This is a genomic window from Novosphingobium humi (assembly GCF_028607105.1).
Classification (GTDB): domain Bacteria; phylum Pseudomonadota; class Alphaproteobacteria; order Sphingomonadales; family Sphingomonadaceae; genus Novosphingobium; species Novosphingobium humi.
This window is the reverse complement of record NZ_CP117417.1, coordinates 2,582,167-2,602,391: the sequence shown is the minus strand read 5'-3', so window position 1 is coordinate 2,602,391 and position 20,225 is coordinate 2,582,167. Positions and strand designations below refer to the sequence as shown.

At 62.9% G+C, this 20,225-nt stretch carries 14 protein-coding genes; 7 read left to right on the top strand and 7 right to left on the bottom strand.

The features are described from left to right. Positions 1-120 precede the first annotated feature (120 nt). On the bottom strand, positions 121-1,335 hold the full coding sequence (gene hemA, locus PQ457_RS12230; protein ID WP_273617102.1) for a 5-aminolevulinate synthase: 1,215 nt from the start codon (positions 1,333-1,335) through the stop codon (positions 121-123). 158 nt (positions 1,336-1,493) lie between these two features. Next, positions 1,494-2,309, bottom strand: coding sequence for a glutamate racemase (gene murI, locus PQ457_RS12225; RefSeq protein ID WP_273617101.1), 816 nt, complete (start codon positions 2,307-2,309; stop codon positions 1,494-1,496). 132 nt (positions 2,310-2,441) lie between these two features. Here murI and plsY point away from each other — a divergent pair, with 132 nt between their 5' ends. The 4 genes from plsY (at position 2,442) to PQ457_RS12205 (ending at position 8,756) form a co-directional block, all read left to right on the top strand. Beyond that, a complete protein-coding gene (gene plsY, locus PQ457_RS12220; protein ID WP_273617100.1) occupies positions 2,442-3,059 on the top strand; it encodes a glycerol-3-phosphate 1-O-acyltransferase PlsY in 618 nt (205 codons plus the stop codon). Then, complete coding sequence (dprA, locus tag PQ457_RS12215; RefSeq protein WP_273617099.1) at positions 3,056-4,258, top strand: DNA-processing protein DprA; 1,203 nt, start codon at positions 3,056-3,058, stop codon at positions 4,256-4,258. Before plsY ends, dprA begins: the two co-directional genes overlap by 4 nt. A gap of 331 nt (positions 4,259-4,589) precedes the next feature. Continuing rightward, a complete protein-coding gene (gene topA / locus PQ457_RS12210; RefSeq protein ID WP_273617098.1) occupies positions 4,590-7,205 on the top strand; it encodes a type I DNA topoisomerase in 2,616 nt (871 codons plus the stop codon). Positions 7,206-7,475: 270 nt separating this feature from the next. Further along, positions 7,476-8,756: a hypothetical protein gene (locus PQ457_RS12205; protein WP_273617097.1), complete on the top strand. Its 1,281-nt coding sequence runs from the start codon at positions 7,476-7,478 to the stop codon at positions 8,754-8,756. Position 8,757: 1 nt separating this feature from the next. Here the strand turns inward: PQ457_RS12205 and PQ457_RS12200 are convergent, their stop codons facing one another. The 5 genes from PQ457_RS12200 to lepB all read right to left on the bottom strand — a co-directional run bounded on the left by PQ457_RS12200 (position 8,758) and on the right by lepB (position 14,668). After that, on the bottom strand, positions 8,758-10,338 hold the full coding sequence (locus tag PQ457_RS12200; RefSeq protein ID WP_273617096.1) for a hypothetical protein: 1,581 nt from the start codon (positions 10,336-10,338) through the stop codon (positions 8,758-8,760). 42 nt (positions 10,339-10,380) lie between these two features. Then, positions 10,381-11,979, bottom strand: a complete 1,599-nt coding sequence (locus PQ457_RS12195; protein WP_273617095.1) for an ArnT family glycosyltransferase — start codon at positions 11,977-11,979, stop codon at positions 10,381-10,383. 201 nt (positions 11,980-12,180) lie between these two features. Further along, the gene (gene era / locus PQ457_RS12190) at positions 12,181-13,095 is read right to left on the bottom strand and encodes a GTPase Era (protein WP_273617094.1); all 915 of its coding nucleotides are present in this window, start codon (positions 13,093-13,095) and stop codon (positions 12,181-12,183) included. Beyond that, the gene (gene rnc / locus PQ457_RS12185; protein WP_420540937.1) at positions 13,092-13,823 is read right to left on the bottom strand and encodes a ribonuclease III; all 732 of its coding nucleotides are present in this window, start codon (positions 13,821-13,823) and stop codon (positions 13,092-13,094) included. The genes era and rnc overlap by 4 nt, the downstream gene beginning before the upstream one ends. Beyond that, positions 13,820-14,668 carry a signal peptidase I gene (gene lepB / locus PQ457_RS12180; protein ID WP_273617093.1) on the bottom strand — a complete coding sequence of 283 codons (849 nt, stop codon included), beginning with the start codon at positions 14,666-14,668 and terminating at the stop codon, positions 13,820-13,822. Before lepB ends, rnc begins: the two co-directional genes overlap by 4 nt. A 240-nt stretch (positions 14,669-14,908) precedes the next feature. Between lepB and pgi the strand changes: the two genes are divergently transcribed. From pgi to gorA, 3 genes are all read left to right on the top strand, one after another. After that, positions 14,909-16,438: a glucose-6-phosphate isomerase gene (pgi, locus tag PQ457_RS12175; RefSeq protein ID WP_273617092.1), complete on the top strand. Its 1,530-nt coding sequence runs from the start codon at positions 14,909-14,911 to the stop codon at positions 16,436-16,438. A 358-nt stretch (positions 16,439-16,796) separates the two neighbouring features. Continuing rightward, the gene (locus tag PQ457_RS12170; protein WP_273617091.1) at positions 16,797-18,623 is read left to right on the top strand and encodes an alpha/beta hydrolase family protein; all 1,827 of its coding nucleotides are present in this window, start codon (positions 16,797-16,799) and stop codon (positions 18,621-18,623) included. Positions 18,624-18,714: 91 nt separating this feature from the next. Continuing rightward, positions 18,715-20,061, top strand: coding sequence for a glutathione-disulfide reductase (gorA, locus tag PQ457_RS12165; RefSeq protein ID WP_273617090.1), 1,347 nt, complete (start codon positions 18,715-18,717; stop codon positions 20,059-20,061). The last annotated feature ends 164 nt before the right edge of the window (positions 20,062-20,225 follow it).

Here is a 20,225-nt window from a genome sequence, read left to right as displayed (position 1 = left end):
GCGCCGCAGGCTTTCAAATTTCGCCCGATAAACTGGCCTAGCCAACCCGGCACCACCCCAAAAAAGGGATTGCAAAGGGACCGAGTCCCTTTGCCCGCCGGAGGCATAAAACCCCCGCAATCACGCCGCCAGCTTCAACTCCAGCCGATCCCAGATTTCCACCAGCGCAGAGGTCAGATCGCGCATCATGGCCTCGGTATGCTGCGGCCCGGGCGTAAAGCGCAGACGCTCGGTCCCGCGCGGCACGGTGGGGAAGTTGATGGGCTGCACATAGACGCCATATTCGGCCAGCAGAATGTCGCTGATCTTCTTGGCCTTGACCGGATCGCCCACCATCAGCGGCACGATATGCGTGGTCGAATTCATCACCGGCAGCCCGGCCTCGCGCATCATGGCCTTGAGGCCCGCCGCCGCCGCCTGCTGGCCATCGCGCTCGACGCTCGACGATTTCAGGTGGCGTACCGAGGCCAGCACGCCCGCCACCAGCACCGGCGAGAGCGAGGTGGTGAAGATGAAGCCCGGCGCATAGGAGCGGATCACATCAATGATGCGCTTGTCGGCGGCGATATAGCCGCCCATCACGCCGAAGGCCTTGCCCAGCGTGCCCTCGATGATGTCGATGCGGTGGGCGGCATTGTCGCGATCGGTGATGCCGCCGCCGCGCGGGCCGTACATGCCCACGGCATGGACCTCGTCGATATAGGTCAGCGCGTTGTACTTTTCCGCCAGATCGCAGATTTCGTGGATCGGGGCGATATCGCCATCCATCGAATAGACCGATTCAAACGCCACCAGCTTGGGCACGTTGGGATCGGTTTCCTTGAGCAGTTCTTCGAGATGCTCGACGTCATTGTGACGGAACACCTTCTTTTCCGCGCCCGAATTGCGGATGCCGGCGATCATGCTGGCATGGTTCAATTCGTCGGAAAAGATCACACATCCGGGCAGGATCTTGGCCAGCGTGGAGAGCGTGGCATCATTCGACACATAGCCAGAGGTGAAGAGCAGCGCGCCCTGCTTGCCGTGCAGGTCGGCCAGTTCTTCTTCCAACTGGATATGGTAATGGGTGTTGCCGCCGATGTTGCGCGTGCCGCCAGAGCCCGCACCCACGTCATGGAGCGCTTCTTCCATCGCGGCGATCACCTTGGGGTGCTGCCCCATCGCCAGATAGTCGTTGCTGCACCATACCGTGATCGGCTTGGGGCCGTTGTGCCCGGCAAAACAGCGCGCGTTGGGATAGGCGCCCTTGTTACGCAGGATGTCGATAAACACGCGATACCGCCCTTCGGAATGCAGGCGGTCGATAGCTGCGTCGAAAATCTGGTCGTAGTTCACTGGCTCTAATCCTGAACGGCACCGTTGATCCGGCTTTACGGCTCTCCCCCGTTAGAACATATGAGGGGATGCATAAAATGACCAGAGTCAAACAGTGAGATAGGGCATTCTGTCCAAAAGTAGTATTTGTCTTTGTCGCACGGCGACCATTAAGGGGATCAGAACACGCCGATGCGCGTCAATCCGCGCTGGTTCAACGCAGGCTCCAGCCCGGCGATGCCGTCGCCGCCGGTGAACAGGGCAAGGTCTTCGGCATCGCGGCTAAACGCCTGACCCTGCGTCAGAAAAACGATGCGCCGTGCGATGCCGTCGGCCCCGTCGATAAAGCGCACGCCCGGACCAAATGCCGCGCCCAATTCCTGCGCCAAGAGCGGGAAATGGGTACAGGCCAGCACCACCGTGTCAATCTGATCCCCGCCGGGTTGGTCGCGCAGGCCCGCAACCGCGCGGGCGATCAACCGGGAATCGACCGGCAGGCCCCGCAATTTGGCCTCGGCTGCCTCGACCAGTTCGGGCGCACCATGGCGCAAAAGGCGTTTGCCGGCGGCAAATTCCTGCTCCAGCCGATCCACATAGGCCTGACGGATCGTCGCCTGCGTGCCCAGCAATCCGATCACGCCGGTCTGCGTCATCGCGGCGGCGGGCTTGATCGCGGGCACCGTGCCCACGATCGGCACTTCGAGCACCTCGCGCACGCTGGCCAGCGCGATCGTGCTGGCCGTGTTGCAGGCGATGCAGACCAGACGCGGGCGCAGACGCTCGGTCAACCGCCCCAGCAGGCCCGACACGCGCGCGGCGATCTGCGCCTCGGTCTTGGTGCCATAGGGCAGCCCGGCATTGTCCGCGACATAGATGACCGGGGCATCGGGCAAATGGCGGCGCAGCGCGTCCAGCACGGTCAATCCGCCGACGCCTGAATCGAAGAGCAGGATGGGGGCGGAAGGGGCGATCAGTTCGTCGGGAGTCGGGGCCATGTCAGCCCCTCTTTACGAGCGATTGCGGCAAAAAGGAAAGAGAAGGGGGTTCGACAAAATCGCCGCTGCGACTAAAGGAGGGGTGAACGCGCCTTCTGGTTAAAGCATGGGGCGCTAAAAAGGGTGAATGCAATGTCTTTGATGGTGGCCTCGGTGCTGGGTTATGCGCTCGGTTCGGTGCCTTTTGGCCTGCTGTTGACGCGGGCCTTTGGCGCGGGCGATCTGCGCTCGATCGGTTCGGGCAATATCGGGGCGACCAATGTGCTGCGCACCGGGCGCAAAGGTCTGGCGGCGGCAACGCTCCTGCTTGATGGCGGCAAGGGCGCGGCGGCGGTGCTGATCGCGGGCCTGTTGCCTGCCGGGCAATTTGCCGATGGGGCCGCCGGGGCCACATGGCTGGCGCTGGCGGGCGGGGCCGGGGCGATGGTGGGCCATTGCTTCCCGGTCTGGCTGAAATTCAAAGGCGGCAAGGGCGTGGCCACCATGCTGGGCGTGGCGCTGGGGCTGGCTTGGCCGGTTGGGCTGCTGTGTCTGCTGGCATGGGTGGGCATGTTCAAACTCTCGCGCATTTCCAGTGTGGGCGGGATGAGCGCCGCGTTGGCCGCGCCCATTGGCGCCCTGGCGCTGGGCCATACGGCGATGGTTCCGGTGCTGGCCGCGCTGGCTGCGCTGGTGCTGTATCAGCATCGTGAGAATATCGCCCGCCTGCGCGCCGGGACCGAGCCGAAAGTGGGCGCGAAAAAGGGATGAGCGAGCCGGGCGAGGGTGCGCAGTCCGGCGCGGGTTTCAACCTGACCCGCGAGGAAGGGCTGGCGCGGATCCGTCTGATCCGCTCGCCCAACATCGGGCCGGTCACCTTTGGCCAATTGCTGCGCCGTTTTGGCGATGCGCGCCGTGCGCTCGACGCTTTGCCCGATCTGGCGGCGCGGGGCGATGGGCGCGGCAAGGGGCGTATGCCCTATCGCGCCATCGACCCAGGCGTGGTCGAGGCCGAGATCAAGGCCGTCCGCGCCGCAGGTGCGCGCTATATCTTTCATGATTCGCCCGATTATCCCCCGTTGCTGCGTCAGGTCGATTCGGCTCCGCCTGTTTTGATCGCGCGCGGGCGGGCCGATCTGTCGCGGGCCGCGCCCGTGGCCATGGTGGGCGCGCGCAATGCCAGCGCGGGCGCGATGCGGCTGGCGCGAGAAATCGCGGGCGCGTTGGCCGAGGCAGGCTTTCCGGTGGTGTCAGGTCTGGCGGTCGGGATCGACGCTGCCGCCCATCAAGGCGCTCTGGCCGGTCGCGGCGAAACTTATGGCAGCGCCAGCACCATCGCAGTCATCGGTGGCGGGATCGACATGGCCTATCCCCCCGAAAATGCCACGCTTCAAGAACGCATCGCTGCCGAAGGACTGCTGCTCACCGAAGCCCCGCCCGGAGTGGCGCCCATTCCCAGTCGTTTCTCCACCCGCAACCGCATCATCGCCGGGATCGCGGCGGGCACCGTGGTGGTCGAGGCTGCGTTCAAGTCCGGCTCGCTGATAACCGCGCGGCTGGCGGGCGAATACGGGCGCGAGGTGATGGCGGTTCCCGGCTCCCCGCTGGACCCGCGCAGCCATGGCTGCAACGAAATGATCCGCGAGGGCGCCATCCTGATCCAGCGGGCCGAGGATATCATCGAACTGGTTTCCCGTTTCGACGGCGTGCCCATGTCGCATTTCCGCGAAGAGGGCCATGCTCTGTCGGATGGCCCGGACGACGACATCCATGCGCAGGAGGCCGACGAGGGCAGCGCCGATGCCAATGACCGGATTGCCGCGCTGCTCGGCCTGGCCCCGGTGGGGGTGGACGAGATCGTGCGCCAGTCGGGCCTGAGCGCCGGGGGCGTGCAGATGGCGCTGATCGAGCTGGAGCTGGCCGGGGTGATCCAGCGCCATGCCGGGGGCCGGGTCAGCCGTATCCTGTGATCGGGGGTGAAGTTCTCGCATCGCGCGCTCCGTAAAAACGCGTGTGTTTTCCCTCCGGGGCCGGGCCGGGTAAAGGCGCGATGGTTCCGAAACGAAGCCGTCTGTGTCTTATGCCTGTCAAAATGCCATGGAAATGGAGGCGCCTCACGCCCTCTTGACGAAGGGCCACCGCTCCCGTCACCCTCGCGCGTATACGTGAGGCGCCGTTTGTCCCTTGGCCGCTCCTTGGGGCAACCGGGCTTCACAAGTCTTTCCATTGGGGGCATGGCCGCATCTGCGGTCCTCTGGCCATTGCGGCCAAAGTGCCTTTTTAGATAGTACAAGAGAAACCATGCAGCTTGTTATTGTCGAATCCCCGGCCAAGGCGAAGACCATCGAGAAATATCTCGGCAAGGATTACCGTGTGCTGGCCAGCTATGGCCATATCCGCGATCTGCCGCCCAAGGATGGATCGGTGCGCCCCGATGAAGATTTCGCGATGGATTGGGAGCTGTATGGCGACAAGCAGGCCCGCGTGCGCGAGATTGCCGATCTGGCCAAGCAGGCCGACCGACTGATCCTCGCGACTGACCCTGATCGCGAGGGTGAGGCGATTTCCTGGCATGTGAAGGAGTTGCTGGCCAAGCGGCGCGCGCTGCCCAAGGAGGTCGAGCGCGTCACGTTTAACGCGATCACCAAGGATGCCGTCACCACGGCAATGAAGCATCCGCGTGAGCTGGATCAGGATCTGATCGATGCCTATCTGGCGCGGCGGGCGCTCGACTATCTGTTCGGCTTCACGCTCTCGCCGGTCTTGTGGCGCAAATTGCCGGGCGCGAAATCGGCGGGCCGTGTGCAGTCGGTGGCGCTGCGCCTGATCGTTCAGCGCGAGCGCGAGATCGAACTCTTCAAGCCCGAGGAATATTGGCAGGTCATCGCGCGTATGATGCACGATGGTTCGCAATTCCCGGCGCGGCTGGTCAAGTTTGAAGGCAAGAAGCTGGAGAAGCTGAGCCTTGGCGATGCGGGCATTGCCGATCGCGCCAAGGCGGCGGTCGAGGCTGGCGCCTTCCGCGTCGAGGAGGTGGAGACGAAGCCCGTCCGCCGCAATCCCTATCCGCCTTTCACCACATCGACGCTGCAACAGGAAGCCGCGCGCAAGCTGGGATTTTCGGCCAGCCATACGATGCGCGTGGCGCAAACGCTGTATGAGGCAGGCGCGATCACCTATATGCGTACCGACGGCGTGCAGATGGACCCCAGCGCCATTGCCGCCGCCCGCCGCGAGATCACCGAGCGCTTTTCCGGCCACTACTGCCCCGAAAAGCCGCGCCACTATGAAACCAAGGCCAAGAACGCGCAGGAGGCCCACGAGGCCATCCGCCCGACCGAATTCGGTCGCGACCATTACGGCAGCGGCGATGAGGCGCGCCTGTACGACCTGATCTGGAAGCGCGCCTTGGCCAGCCAGATGGCGTCGGCCGCGCTGGAGCGCACCACGGTGACCATGCGCGACGGCACCGGGAGCCATGAACTGCGCGCGACGGGTCAGGTGGTCAAGTTCCCCGGCTTCATGGCGGTCTATGACGAAAGCCGCGACAACAAGACCGACGATGATGACGATGCGAACCTGCTGCCGCTGATGAACAAGGGCGACATGCCCATGAAACAGGGCGTGGAGGCGACCCAGCATTTCACCCAGCCGCCGCCGCGTTATTCCGAAGCGTCGCTGGTCAAGCGTCTGGAAGAGCTGGGCATCGGACGCCCCTCGACCTATGCGGCCACGCTTCAGGTCTTGAAGGACCGCGCCTATGTGCGCACCGAAAAGAACCGCTTCTTTGCCGAGGAAACGGGCCGTCTGCTCACTTCCTTCCTCGAACGTTTCTTTGACCGCTATGTCGCCTATGACTTCACGGCGGGCATGGAGGACGAACTGGACGATGTTTCGGGCGGGCGGGCGCAATGGCGCGCGGTGCTCGAAGCCTTCTGGAAGGACTTCAAGCCCAAGTCCGACGAGGTGATGGAGAAGAAGCCTTCGGAAGTGACCGAGGCGCTGGACGAATTTCTCTCCGATTACCTGTTCCCCCCGCGTGAGGATGGGACGGACCCGCGCAAATGCCCGCAATGCGAGGCAGGCCGTCTGAGCCTGCGCGGTGGGAAGTATGGCGCGTTTGTCGCCTGCTCGAACTATCCCGAATGCAAATTCACCCGCAAATTTGCCCAGCCCGGCGGCAGCGCCGATGCGGGCGAGGAAGGCGAATTGGGCAAGCACCCGGAAACGGGCGAACCCATCATGCGCAAGGCGGGCCGCTTTGGCCCCTATATCCAGATGGGCGAAGGCGACACGCGCAAGATGGCCTCTATCCCCAAGGATATTGGCGAGATGACGCTGGACTGGGCGGTCAAGCTCTTGTCCTTGCCGCGGACCATCGGGCCGCATCCTGAAAGCGGCGAGCCGATCACCGCCAGCATCGGTCGCTACGGCCCCTATCTGGCCCACAACGGCAAGTATGCGCGTTTGCGCAGCACCGCCGAAGTGTTCGAGACGGGCATGAACCTTGCCGTGACCAAGCTGGCCGAGGCGGCGGCGGGCGGCGGGCGCAGCCGCAATGCCCCTGCCGAGCCGCTCAAGGTCTTTGGCGCCCACCCGACCACCGGGGGCGAGATCAAGCTGCTGGCGGGCCGATACGGCGCTTATGTCACCGACGGGACGACCAATGCCACGCTGCCCAAGGCGGTCGAGCAGGACAAGCTGACGCTGGAACAGGCGATCGCGCTGATCGACGAAAAGGCGGCCAAGGGGCCGAGCACCAAGGGCAAGAAGAAGGCACCCGCGAAAAAACCCGCGCCCAAGAAGGCCGCCGCCAAAAAGGACGATGGCGAAGCCGCAGCCGACAAAAAGCCCGCCGTCAAGAAACCGGCGGCGAAAAAGGCTCCTGCGAAAAAGGCCGCCGCCGCAAAGGGGTGACTTCCGGCGGCCACCAGACCTGATCATCGCGCAGCCCGCTTCGTTTCGAAGCGGGCTGTTGTCTTGTCCGGGCAGGCGATTTTGCTTTCATTCGCCCCGGCCTGTGCCATGACGCCCCGGTGGGGAAGGGCATGAATCATCTGTCTGGGACATATTGTTTTGATGGGCTATTGGCTTTGGCTTAAGCGGCCGCTTGCACGACTTAATCAACTGGTTTTCGATTTCCGTCTCTACCAACCCACCCGAGCCATTGCCGCGCTGATCGCGATCATGGCGGTTCGCGCGCTTGTTGACGATATTTATCATGCCTTTGGCGGTCCGGGCCGGTGGAGCATGTTTTTTGACCCGGCCGACCTTTTCGCCGATTTCGCCAAGGTCGCCACCGCTTACAAATTCGCCTTTACCGATGTCATGGCCAAGGCGGAATACAGCCATTGGCCCCGGCTGTTTCAGGATTATCTGTTGAACAATCTGGGCGCGGCGGACGATTCGCTGCGCAACATCAACGATCCCCATTCCCACACGATCACGACTTTGCATATCCCGCCGTTAAGCGCGATCATCTTCGTGCTGGGGGCCATGGCGATGGCCGGGGCCGGGCCGATGGCGGCGGTTTTGGGGTTCATGGCCGCCTATCTGGCGCTTGGTCTGGCTATGATGCGGATCTTTGCGTGTCTGTGCGACGCGCGCGGGCCGGTGATGGGGTTTTGCGGCTTTGCGCTTTGCCTGTCCTATCCCGCGATCTGGATGCTGACGCGCGAGAATGTCGCCGGTTTCGTGATGCTGCTGGTCTTTCTCTATCTGTTGACCCTGTGGGCGGACAGGTGGCGCTGGATAGGCTGGATCGCGTTGGGACTGGCCTTGAACATGCGGCCCGAACCGGCGCTTCTGGTCCTGCTCGAACTGCCGGGCAAGGTGTCGGTCGGGCGCAAGCTGGCGCGGATGGTCGCGCCGGGGGTGGCCGCCGCCGTGATCGGCGCGCTCAGCCTGCAGGCCATGCACGCGCTCTATCCCGTCTATACCATCGACCATTTTTTCAAGGGGCTGGCGATCTACCACCGTGTCTATGCGCAGGGCAGCATGGGCAATGACTGGAACGTATCGCTGCAATTCCTGCCGCGATGGGCGGGCCGGGCGCTGGGCATGGGGCCGGGGTGGAATGCGATCACCAGCAGGTTCTTCTGCTTCGCAGGCGCCGCCGCGCTGGTGCTGGGGGCACGCAAGGCCGCGAGGCAGGGCATGGATCGCCACGAATGGCTGTTCTTCCTGACCGCCCTCCCGCCGCTGGTCCTGCCGGTGACGGCCTATTATCACATGCTGCGGGTGATGCCTCTGATGGTTTTCCTGATGCTGGACCTGTCGCGGCGGCCTCCGATGCCGGGCGACCGCCGCCTGACGCTGCTCGGTCTTGCCGGACTGATCGCCTCGCCTTTGGGCACGAATGACACGCATGGCCCGATGGTGGCGCTGGTGCTGCTGGCCGGTTGTGTGTTTGTCATGGGCCGGACCGATCATGCCGGAGCCGATAGACTGGCCCGCGTGGGCGGATAGGTCAGAACATGGCGCGCGACAGGCAGCAGACCCCGTCTGCCGCGCGCGCATGTCGGCGCGTTGCCGGGTCAAGAAAGCGGCAATGGACCACCGCGCCGTCCATGCCCTGGCTTTTCAGATAGGACAGAGGATCGGTGACCGCGCCGCGCCATTGGGGGTCAAGCACCGAAAGGTGATGATCGGGCAGGCGCGACTGCATGAAGGTAAAATAAGTGGCGTCATCGATCAGCAGCCGCTGCTGATGATTGTCGGGATCGATCCCGCAAAGCGCGGCTGCCTTGCGGATCATCGCTCTGGCCCGGTCATAGTGGAAAACGGGGACGGAAAGCGGCTGCTCGGCCAGATAGCCGCTGGCCTGCGCCGCCCGGATCAAGGATGGTCCATAGATCGCGCCCACCATCACCATGCTCAGCAGCATGGCGAGGCCGGTGATCGCGGCCATGGTCGGCAGGCGCGGCCCTCCGTTTGGTTCGGCGCAAAGCGCGCAGGCAAAGGACATCGCCAACAGCGGCAGAACGAAGGCGGCCTCATAGCAATTGCGCACCATCTGCACCGAGGCATAGGCCGATGCGATGCCGAACAGCAGCAGCGCGAAGACGACCCGCAGATCCAGCGCCGCCTTTATCCCGCCCCTGCGTACAGCGCGCCACAAAGCGCCCCCGGCCAGCAGGAAGGCGATGAACCACAAGCCTATCATCGCGGCCGACCACGCGATCTGTTCCGGCTTGGTCACAAGATGATAGGGCAGCCAATGCGACATGGGCGTCACATCGGGGGCGGCCAGCGTGACATAGGCGGGCAGATTGTCATTGGCCAGCGCGCGCAGCGCCAGTTTGACGAGGCTGCCCTCATAATGCAGGCTCTGACCGGCATGCTGTGCGGCCAGCATGGCATCGGCCGGGCATGACAGTCGCGCAAACCAGTATTGGGCCGAGGCAGCGGTCAGCCCCAGCAGGGCCGCCGCGCAAAGCAGGCGCCAGAGGGCCGGGCTGCGTTGCGGCACGATACAGGCCAGAAACAGCGGGATCAGCACCAAAGCCTTGAAATGATAGGACAGCGCGATACCGGCCAGCAGGGTGATCGCCGCCGGACGCCACCATGACAGACGCTCTCGGCCATTCCATGCCACCAGCATCGCGCCCAGCGCGGCCAGCAGGATCGGCTGTTCGGGCCGGCTCCACACCAGTTGCAGCGGAAGCGTGCCAAGGCCCAGCAGACCCAGCATCAGCACCGCCACCGCGCGATTCTGCGCCGCGCCCGCCGCCATGCGGCGGATCAGCGCCAGCAGCAGCCCCGCCCAGGCCAGCGCATAGAGCACGCCCGAAAAACGCACCCAGAAGGGGTCGGGAAAACCTGTGTTGAAAAATGCCGAATACCAGCGCACCGGCCACATGAACCACAGCGGCCGGGCCAGCGTGGATGGTCCGCATTGCTCGGAATAGAGCTTGTCCACACCGTCCAGCCAGCCCCGTTCCTGCAGCCGCCAGCCTATCTCGTCGCTGTAGACCGGCGTCAGTATGGCCAGCACAAGGCCAACAGCAAAGACCCCGATGATCAGCCGCGCGAAACGGGGCGAGCCCATCAGGCTGCGCGGGTTAAAGGCTGAAAGGGCCATGCGGAATTGTTACTGTGCCGGTGATGCCGCAGCGTTTTTCAGCACGAACAATTGATAATGGCGGCTGCCGATGAAGGGATCGGCGAATTTGCGGTAATGCTCTTTCAGCCCGTCGATCAGGATTTGCCGCGATTGCCAGTTGACCGGCTTGGAAAAAGGCGTCTCCAGCATCACCACCACCTGCGGACGCCGGGCCAGAATGGCCCGCATCTCGTCATTGGTATCCACCCCCAACGCCTGCTGCTCGATCAGACTGTTGAGGTGATTGGGAAAGACATAGCGCGTGACAAAGCATGCGTTGGTCATGTGATAGAGGATGGGATCACCCTCGTTGATATAGACACAGCCCTGACCCGTGGGCGTTGCGGCCGCGTTGCGGATCATGTCGGCGACGACTTCGATCTGTTCGGTCGTGCCATGATGGCGCGTGTTATAGACCGTCACCACGGCGGCTGCGGCCATGCCTGTGCCCAGCATGAAATGCGTGTACCACCGGAAGGGCCGCCCACGCCCCAGCGCGGGCGCGGCCAGCGCCATCAGCGGCACCAGTAGCGGCGCGACATAATGGTCATACCACGTGCCGAAGATCAGGAACCCGCCCACCGCCACAGCGGCCCAGATACGCAGGAAACCCTGCGCCGGGCGCGCGGCATAGCGCAGCGGCGGCATCTGGCGCGGCGCCAGAAACAGCGCCGCCCAGACCGGCAGCAGCGCCAGCGTTTCCTTGAACAGGCGGAAGAGCGAGCCGTCGAATTCCTCGTGGCGGTCAAAGATCGAGAGGAAATTGGTCTGGGCAAAGGCCATGCCATGGCCCATCGCAATATAGGCGCCCCATGCCGCCAGCGTCGGCACCAGCGCCATGCCCGCCCAGCCGGTGGCCGCCGCCAGAATGCGCCCATGCGACCAGCCCAGCGCCTGTGCGCGGGCCATCAGCATCAGGCCAAAGGCGATGCCCTCGAACACGACCGTATATTTGATCTGAAGCGAGACGCCGACCACCGCCATGATCGCCAGACCATGGAGAAACAGCCGCCGGTCGGTCTTGGCCGTCCACACGCCCATCATGCCAAGCCCGGCCAGAGCCATCAGCAGATTGTAGAAAACCGGCGCCTGTCCGCCAAAGCAGAAAAAGGCCGAGAGGAACAGTTGATAGGCCACCCCGGCCCACCACGCCCCCATCGGCGAGGCGATCTCGCGCGCCATGCGATAGATCACCAGCGACGTGCCCGCAACGCAGGCCAATGCCACCAGTTGATATTGCAGAATCCCGTCGCCCCCCAGCAACCGGATACCGGCAAACAACAGGAACAGCCCGATCGGCTTGCGGTCCCAGATATCCACAAACGGCACCGCGCCATGCAGCATGCGGTCGCCCACCAGCAGATAGAACTGCTCGTCAGCATGGATGATGGGATAGCCCAGCGTGGCGCCGCGCAGCAGCAGCCCCACCGCCAGATAGGCAAAGCCCATCAGCAGCAGATTGACCCCGCGCACCGCGCCCAGTCCGGCCTTTTCGCCCACACCCGACAGGGGCTGGCCGGCGTTGGGAGCTTCCGCCTTGGCTGCACCCCGCAACCGCGCCGGAAGTTCTGCGATATATTCGACCATCAAACACTCCGTCCGTTTGATCGCCCTTTCAACCCGCGACAGACCCCCATCTGCATTGCGGTCAGGCCATCAACCCCCGATGCCCAGATTTGCTTCTGTGCTGTCACTTCATGGTTTCGAACCAAACCGTCTTGTCGCAGTTTTCATCCGATTTGCCATAATCTTTGTATGTCTGTCTCACAAAAGATCGGGGCGAGTGTCTCAGCGCACCCATTCCAGCCCGATTTCCTCATAGATTTCGCGCGCATCGGCCCAGTTTTCATCGACCTTGACGTGCAGGAAGAGATGCACCTTGACCCCCAGCAACTCGGCCAGTTCGGCCCGCGCCGCCTCACCGATGGCTTTGAGACGCGCGCCGCGCTTGCCCAGCACGATCGGCTTCTGGCTTTCGCGGGCGATGACGATCTGCTGGCGGATCTCGACGCTGCCATCCTTGCGGTGGGTATAGCTTTCGGGGCGCACGGTGCTGTCATAGGGCAGCTCGTCATGGAGCTGGCGATAGAGCTGTTCGCGGGTGATTTCGCAGGCCATCAGCCGTTCCGAGGCGTCCGACACCTGATCTTCCGGGAAATTCCAGGGGCCTTCGGGCATCAGATCTGCCAGACGCGCCTTCAATTGGGCCACGCCGTCGCCGGTCGAGGCGGAGATGAAGAACACCTCGGCAAAATCCACCGCCTGCGTCAGCTCCTGCGCCAGAACCAGCAGCGGCTCCTTGGGGCAAAGATCGACCTTATTCAGCGCCAGCAGCTTGCGCTCGGGGCGGGCTTTCAGCGATTCGAGGATCTCCTCCAGCCCTTGCCGGTTCTTCTTGGCGGCATCGACCACCAGCAGGATGGCATCGGCCTCGGATGCGCCTTCCCATGCGGCGGCCACCATCGCGCGGTCGAGACGGCGGCGCGGGGCGAAAATGCCCGGCGTGTCGGCCAGGATGATCTGGGCATTGTGCTTGTCCGATTGCTCCAGCGCGATGCCCATCAGGCGGGCGCGGGTGGTCTGCGCCTTTTGCGACACAATCGCCACCTTTTGCCCGACCAGCGCGTTGACCAGCGTGGACTTGCCCGCGTTGGGGGCGCCCAACACGGCCACCAGGCCGCAAGATTCTGCGATTTCACTCATCCAAATTGCCTTAAAAATGCGGCGGCCGCCTTGGTTTCGGCCTCCTGTTTGCTGTTGGCCACGGCCTCGACCTCGCCCACGCCCTTGACCGCCACGGCGACGGTAAAGCGCGCGGCATGATCGGGGCCTGAACGATCGACCAGACGGTATTCGGGGGCCTTGCGGCGGTTGCCGGCGGCCCATTCCTGAAGCGCGGATTTGGGGTGCTTGGCCTGTCCGGCCCGCCCGCCGACCTCTTCGGCCCACAGGCTGCGGATCAGGGCGCGGGTGGGTTCAAAGCCGCGCGTGACAAACGAGGCGCCGATCAGCGCTTCCATCACGTCGCCCAGGATATTCTCGCTGTCCGACCCGCCATCGTCGCGCGCCTGTTTGCCAAGGCGGATATGTTCGCCAAGCCCGATCCCGCGCGCGATGGTGGCGCACATCTGGCGGCTGACCAGCACGTTCAATCGCTGCGAAAGGCGGCCCTCGGCCGCGCCCTCGTTTTGATACAGCCATTCGGCGATCGTCAGGCCCAGCACCCGGTCGCCCAGAAATTCGAGCCGCTGATAATCCTCGATACCCTTGCCGCGCGCGCCGTTCTGGGCCGAAAAACTGCCATGGGTCAGCGCGGCCGTCCATTCGGGCGCATCATCGCAGTCCACCCCGATCACGCGGGTCAGAAATTCCCGCGTGGCATCGGGAAGCGCCGGATTGCTGGCAGTCTTTGTCGTAAGGGTCTTGCTCAAAAGGTGCCCCCGATCCGGTTCCAGCGCGCGGCGGTCAGCCAGGTCCAGGGCTTGTACCACGAAACCGAGCCGTCGGTCGACCACATCACGATGGTGGCGCGGCCCACCAGATTGCCCTGGGGCACATAGCCGATGCCGCCCACTTCGACCGGGAAACGGCTGTCCTGCGAATTGTCGCGGTCATCGCCCATCAGGAACAGCGCGCCTTCGGGCACGATATAAGGCATTGTATTGTCCTGCGGCGTGGTTTCCATATCGAGCACGTTATACGACTTGCCCGGTTTCCCGTTATCGGCGGGCAGCGTTTCGCGATATTGCGGATAGTGACAGATGGTCTTGCCGTCCTTCACCGTCTCGTAATTGACGCTCATGCCATAGCGCGGCTGATAGCAGGAGGTGTTGGGCGAGACGGCGATCTCGAAATCCTCGATTCTCTGCTTGGGCACGGCATTGCCGTTGATGTAGAGGACGCCGCCCTTCATCTGGATCGTGTCGCCCGGCAGGCCGATCACGCGCTTGATCCAGTCATCCTGATTGGTCGGCGGAGCCTTGAAGATCACCACATCGCCGCGCTTGGGCTGGGTGGCCAGAATGCGGCTCGGGATCAGCGGCAGGCTGAAGGGCATCGAATAGCGCGAATAGCCATAGGGCCATTTGGCGGCCAGCAAATAGTCGCCATTGACCAGACGCGGCAGCATCGATTCGCTGGGGATGTTAAAGGGCGAGAAGATGAAGCTGCGGAACACAGCAACGATCACCACCAGCTTGATAAGGAAAACGAAAAAGTTCTCCTCCTGTTTTTCCGGTTTGGCGCCGGGCTTGGTGGCGGGTTCGGCTTGGCTCATCTTTGCTCATCCTTGAATCTGGCCGTGCTGCCATGTTGGCCCAGAAGCGCCGCGTCAAGCCATGGTTTGGCTGAGCAGGGGATGAACCGTGCAAGTTTGGACCATCCTTGCGTCACAAAACGTATTCAGCGGGGCGATAAAAGGAAAATTGCTGCGCCGCACCCTTGGCCTATCCTTGCGCAAAGGGCATAGGTTCGGGCGAATTATTGATCGCATCTGCAAGACGGGAGTGAAGCGAACGTGTCCACCAACCAATCGGTCAAGGCTGCATGGGACCATCTGGCGGGTCTGCCGCGCCCCACTTTGGCGGAATTGTTCGCCGGGGATGCCGATCGCCTGAGCAAGCTCTCCACCCGTTTCGAGCTGGGCGAAGGGCTGGGCGGCATCCGCTTCGACTGGTCCAAGATGCATCTGGATGACGCGCATATCGCCGGGTTCGAGGCTCTGGCCGCGGCGCAGGATTTCGACGGGCGCCGCGCGCAACTGTTCGGCGGCGAAAAGATCAACAACACCGAAGGCCGCGCCGCCGAGCACACCGCCCAGCGCGGCGTGGGCAAGGACACCAGCGTCGAGGAGGCCCAAGCCCTGCATCAGCGCATGGCCTCGCTGGTGGGCGCGATCCACGAAGGCGCGCTGGGCGAGGTCAGGCATCTGATCCACATCGGCATCGGCGGCTCGGCGCTCGGCCCGGCGCTGGCGATCGATGCGCTGACCCGCGACGGCTGCGTGGTGCAGGTGCATGTCGTCGCCAATATCGACGGCTGCGCGCTCGAGGCCGCCTTTGCCAAGGCCGATCCAGCCACGACCCTGATTGCGGTGGCGTCCAAAACCTTCACCACCATCGAGACGATGACCAACGCCAAATCGGCTCTGAACTGGCTGAAGGAAAACGGCGTTGATGATCCCTATGGCCGCGTGGTCGCGCTGACCGCCGCGCCGGAAAAGGCGGTGGAATGGGGCGTGGATGAAACCCGCATCCTGCCTTTCCCCGAAAGCGTGGGCGGGCGTTATTCGCTGTGGTCGTCCATCGGTTTTCCGGTGGCGCTGGCGCTGGGGTTTGAGGAATTTGCCGAATTTCTGGCGGGCGCGGCGGCCATTGACGAGCATTTCGCCAATACCGATGGCGCGGCCAACCTGCCGCTGCGCGCGGCCTTTGCCGATCAGCTCTACACCCGCCTGCGCGGTTGCCAGACGCGTGCCTGCTTTGCCTATGATGAACGCCTCGCGCTGCTGCCCGACTATCTGCAACAGCTTGAAATGGAATCGAACGGCAAGAGCGTAACCTTTGACGGCGCGCCTCTGGACGGCCCTTCGGCGCCGATCACCTGGGGCGGCGTAGGTACGGACGCCCAGCATGCCGTGTTCCAGTTGCTGCATCAGGGCACCATCGTGGTGCCGGTCGATTTCATCGCCAGCATCGCGCCGGGCGACCAGCTTGACCCGGCCCATCACCGCATCCTGCTGATGAACTGCTTTGCCCAAGGCGCCGCGTTGATGGCGGGCAAGGATTCGGCGGATAAATCGCGCTCCTATCCGGGCAACCGCCCCTCGGCCACGATCCTGATCGACGATCTTTCGCCCGCCAGCCTTGGGGCGCTGATCGCGTTCCATGAACATCGCACCTTTGCCAATGCGGTGCTGCTGGGCATCAACCCGTTTGACCAGTTCGGCGTGGAACTGGGCAAGCAGATCGCCAATGCCATCGACAAGGGCGAGGCCCAGTTCGACGCCAGCACCACCGCGCTGCTGGCCGAGGCGGGACTGGCCTGAGCCATGGCTCCAAGGTAAAAATGGACGAAATCGCGCCGTTTCTGCAAAGAAATGGCGCGATTTTTGTTTAGAAATTCATTGAGTCGCCGCACTGTTCATGGCTATTCTTGCGCCGATCCGATGATCGGTCGGAATATTTTCAAGCGGGGGCTTCATGAACAATATTTGGCGTGGCCGTTGTCTCGGTCATGCGCTGGCGCTGGCCATGGTTTGTGGCATGGCGGGGCAGGGTTTTGCCCAAACCGCACCATCAAGCCCGCCGTCGACGGCTCCGCTTCAGGCCGCATCCGCCTCATCGGGTGCGCCCGGCGCCCGGCCTGCGCTTATCCCTGCCGAAGTGTTTGCCGAACGCCCTTTCATGTCACGCCCCCGCCTTTCGCCGGATGGGATGCACATTGCCGCGCGGATGAATGTACAGGGGGTGGAAAATCTGGCCATCCTTTCGGTCCAGAACGCAGCGCCGATCCTGATCCCGATCGGTCAGAAAAAGACCGATCCCGACCTGCGCTGGTATCGCTGGGCCGGCGACAACACGCTGCTCATCAGCGTGGGCAAGCTGGTGCCGTGGGATGGCGATGAAGCCTTGCTGACCCGCCTTATCGCCTATGACATCGTGACGAAAAAGATGCTGATTCTTGGCAGTTCGACCGAGGGGCTGACGGGCGATGATGTGCTATGGGTCGATCCCGAGGGCAAGAGCGCGCTGATGGCCTATCAGGCCACGATCTATGAATATCCCAGCATCTATCGTGTCGATATCGCCACCAACAAGCGCAAGCTGGTGCAGGCGGCCGAGGATCGCGTGTGGGACTGGTATGCCGACAATACCGGTGTGGTCCGCGTGGGCTATCGAATGAAGGATGGCGGCAAATGGGACATGCTCTATCGCGCCAAGGATGGCGATCCCTTTCGCACGGTGGTGCGCGCCAAGAGCCTTGAGGATGAGGATGCGCAGATGAGCGCGGTGCATTTGTGGAGCGGCACCGATCTGGGCTATCGCATATTGAAGAATGAGAAGACCGGACGCGATGCGCTCTATCGCTATGATTTCGCCAAGCGGGAAAAGGGCGAGCTGGTCTATGAAAACGCGAAGAACGATATCGAGGATTTCGATCTGAGCGAGGACAAGGGCGAACTGATCAGCGTCTCCTATACGGATGATAAGCTGAGGACGCATTGGTTCGACAAGGAACTGGCCGAATTGCAGGACAGTCTGGACAAGTCGGTGGGCAATCGACAGGCTTGGGTGGTCACGAAAAACCGCGACCGTTCGATGATGATCGTCCATGTCGGCTCGGCGTCGGATCTGGGCAGCTATTACCTCTATCAGGTGGCCGACGGGGTCATGCATCGGCTGGCCTTTGTGAACGAGAAACTGCCCTCGGCCAGTTTGGCCACGCCGCGCTATGTGTCCTATAAGGCGCGCGACGGGCTGGAGATTCCGGCCTATCTGACGCTGCCGCTGGGGCGCGATCCCAAAAATCTGCCCTTGATCATCCTGCCTCATGGCGGACCTTACGGCGTGCGCGATGATGGCGATTATGACGAGGATGTGCAGTTTCTGGCCAATCGCGGCTATGCCGTGCTTCAGCCGCAATATCGCGGGTCGAGCAGCTATGGCGACGATTTCTATCAGAAGGGGCGCGGGCAATGGGGCCGCGCGATGCAGGATGACCTTGACGATGGTATGGACTGGCTGGCCAAGGAGGGCGTGATCGATCCCAAGCGGGTCTGTATTGTGGGCTCGTCCTATGGCGGCTATGCGGCGCAGTGGGGCGCGATCCGCAATCCCGAACGCTATCGCTGCGCTGTCAGTTTTGCGGGAGTTTCCGATATGCCGCGCAATCTCAAGTTTCAGTTGAGCGATATGAGCAATCTGAAGCGGGGCGCGGCGGAATGGAAGAAGACCGTGATGGGGCCGGAGGATTTTGATCTCAAGACGATCTCTCCGCTCTTTTTTGCCGACAAGCTGAAAGTGCCGCTGATGCTGCTGCATGGCGACAAGGATCAGCGGGTGCAATACAAGCAGTCCACGCTGATGGTCGATGCCTTGAAGGCGGCCGGCAAGGATTATGAATTCTATGCCATGCCGGGCGAGGGGCATGGCTTTTCCAAGAGCGTCAACGCCAGGCTTTGGTATGACAAGCTGGACGCATTTTTGAAGAAGCATAATCCGGCAGATTAATATTGTCAGTGTTGCATACCAACTATTGGCAAAGCCTTCGGTCGGCCCCATATCGGCGCGCAATGACTTGTCCCCCCGGTGGAGTTTGAAAATGGCCGAATTTGACTACGACCTGTTTGTGATTGGCGCCGGGTCGGGGGGCGTGCGGGCCAGCAGGATCGCGGCCGGCCATGGCGCGCGCGCGGCCGTGGCCGAGGAATTCCGCGTGGGCGGCACCTGCGTGATCCGCGGCTGTGTGCCCAAGAAACTGCTGGTCTATGCCAGCCAGTTTGCCGAGGAACTGCACGATACGGCCAAGCTCGGCTGGACGATTGGCCAAAAGAGCTTTGACTGGGCCGCGCTGCGCGATTTCGTGGCCAGCGATGTGGACCGGCTGGAGCGTGCCTATACGTCCACGCTGGACAACAACAAGGTCGATCATTTCCACGAGCGCGCCACCATCGCCGGGCCCAACACGGTGCGGCTGGCATCGGGGCGCGAGATCAGCGCGAAATATATTTTGGTGGCCGTGGGCGCATGGCCGGTCATGCCCGAATTTCCGGGCAATGAACATGCGATCACCAGCAATGAGGTCTTCCATCTGGAGAACTTTCCCAAGCGCGTGGTGATTCAGGGCGCGGGCTATATTGCGCTGGAATTTGCGGGCATCTTCAATGCTCTGGGCGCGCATGTCACGGTGGTGAACCGTTCCGACAAGATCCTGCGCAGCTATGATGAAAGCCTGACCGACCGGTTGCTGACCATGATGCGCGCGCGCGGTGTGGAATTTCGTTTCAATGCGCCGATTGAGAGCATCATCAAGCAGTCGGACGGCTCGCTTTGCGTCAACACCAAGGGTTTCCTGCCGATTGAGGCGGATGCCGTGCTGGTGGCCACGGGCCGCAAGCCTAAGACGCCGGGGCTGGGGCTGGAAAACGCCGGGATCGAACTGGGGCCGAACGGACAGATCCCGGTGGACGAATATAACGCCACCTCCTGCCCCTCGATCTATGCCGTGGGCGATGTGACCGACCGGGTGCAATTGACCCCGGTGGCCATCCGCGAGGGCCATGCCTTTGCCGACACCGTATTCGGCGGCAAACCCCGCACCATCGCCTATGACCATATCCCCAGCGCCGTGTTCAGTCAGCCCCCGCTGGCCGGCGTGGGCCTGACCGAGGCGGCGGCGCGCGCGGCGGGGCATGACATCAAGATCTACACCAGCGATTTCCGCCCGATGAAGAACATGTTCGCCACGCGGGCGGAGCGGGGTTTCTACAAGCTGATCGTGGATACGGCGACCGACAAGGTGATTGGCGTCCATATGATTGGGCCGGATGCGCCCGAAATCCTGCAGGCCGTGGCTATTGCCGTGAAGGCGGGCCTGACCAAGGCCGATTTCGACGATACGGTGGCGCTGCATCCCTCGATGGCCGAGGAATTGGTGTTGATGCGGTAAGAAGGTTTGAAGGGATTATCACGAGGGGCTAGCCCCTCGTGGCTCCCCGATACTGTCTTTGTTGCGCCATGGGTTCGGCCTTGCGCAATGGCGCACCGCCGGAGGCTATTAAATGCCTTCGGCGCTTCCATTCGGCGCTCACGGAAAGGTAGTGCGCGACAAAG

What these genes read in the sequence shown, in the direction of transcription:
- murI (WP_273617101.1), bottom strand. Translation starts at nt 2,309, where the DNA reads ATGGCCCCGACTCCCGACGAACTGATCGCCCCTTCCGCCCCCATCCTG.
- plsY (WP_273617100.1), top strand. Translation starts at nt 2,442, where the DNA reads ATGTCTTTGATGGTGGCCTCGGTGCTGGGTTATGCGCTCGGTTCGGTG.
- dprA (WP_273617099.1), top strand. Translation starts at nt 3,056, where the DNA reads ATGAGCGAGCCGGGCGAGGGTGCGCAGTCCGGCGCGGGTTTCAACCTG.
- topA (WP_273617098.1), top strand. Translation starts at nt 4,590, where the DNA reads ATGCAGCTTGTTATTGTCGAATCCCCGGCCAAGGCGAAGACCATCGAG.
- PQ457_RS12205 (WP_273617097.1), top strand. Translation starts at nt 7,476, where the DNA reads ATGGCGGTTCGCGCGCTTGTTGACGATATTTATCATGCCTTTGGCGGT.
- PQ457_RS12200 (WP_273617096.1), bottom strand. Translation starts at nt 10,338, where the DNA reads ATGGGCTCGCCCCGTTTCGCGCGGCTGATCATCGGGGTCTTTGCTGTT.
- PQ457_RS12195 (WP_273617095.1), bottom strand. Translation starts at nt 11,979, where the DNA reads ATGGTCGAATATATCGCAGAACTTCCGGCGCGGTTGCGGGGTGCAGCC.
- era (WP_273617094.1), bottom strand. Translation starts at nt 13,095, where the DNA reads ATGAGTGAAATCGCAGAATCTTGCGGCCTGGTGGCCGTGTTGGGCGCC.
- lepB (WP_273617093.1), bottom strand. Translation starts at nt 14,668, where the DNA reads ATGAGCCAAGCCGAACCCGCCACCAAGCCCGGCGCCAAACCGGAAAAA.
- PQ457_RS12170 (WP_273617091.1), top strand. Translation starts at nt 16,797, where the DNA reads ATGTCACGCCCCCGCCTTTCGCCGGATGGGATGCACATTGCCGCGCGG.
- gorA (WP_273617090.1), top strand. Translation starts at nt 18,715, where the DNA reads ATGGCCGAATTTGACTACGACCTGTTTGTGATTGGCGCCGGGTCGGGG.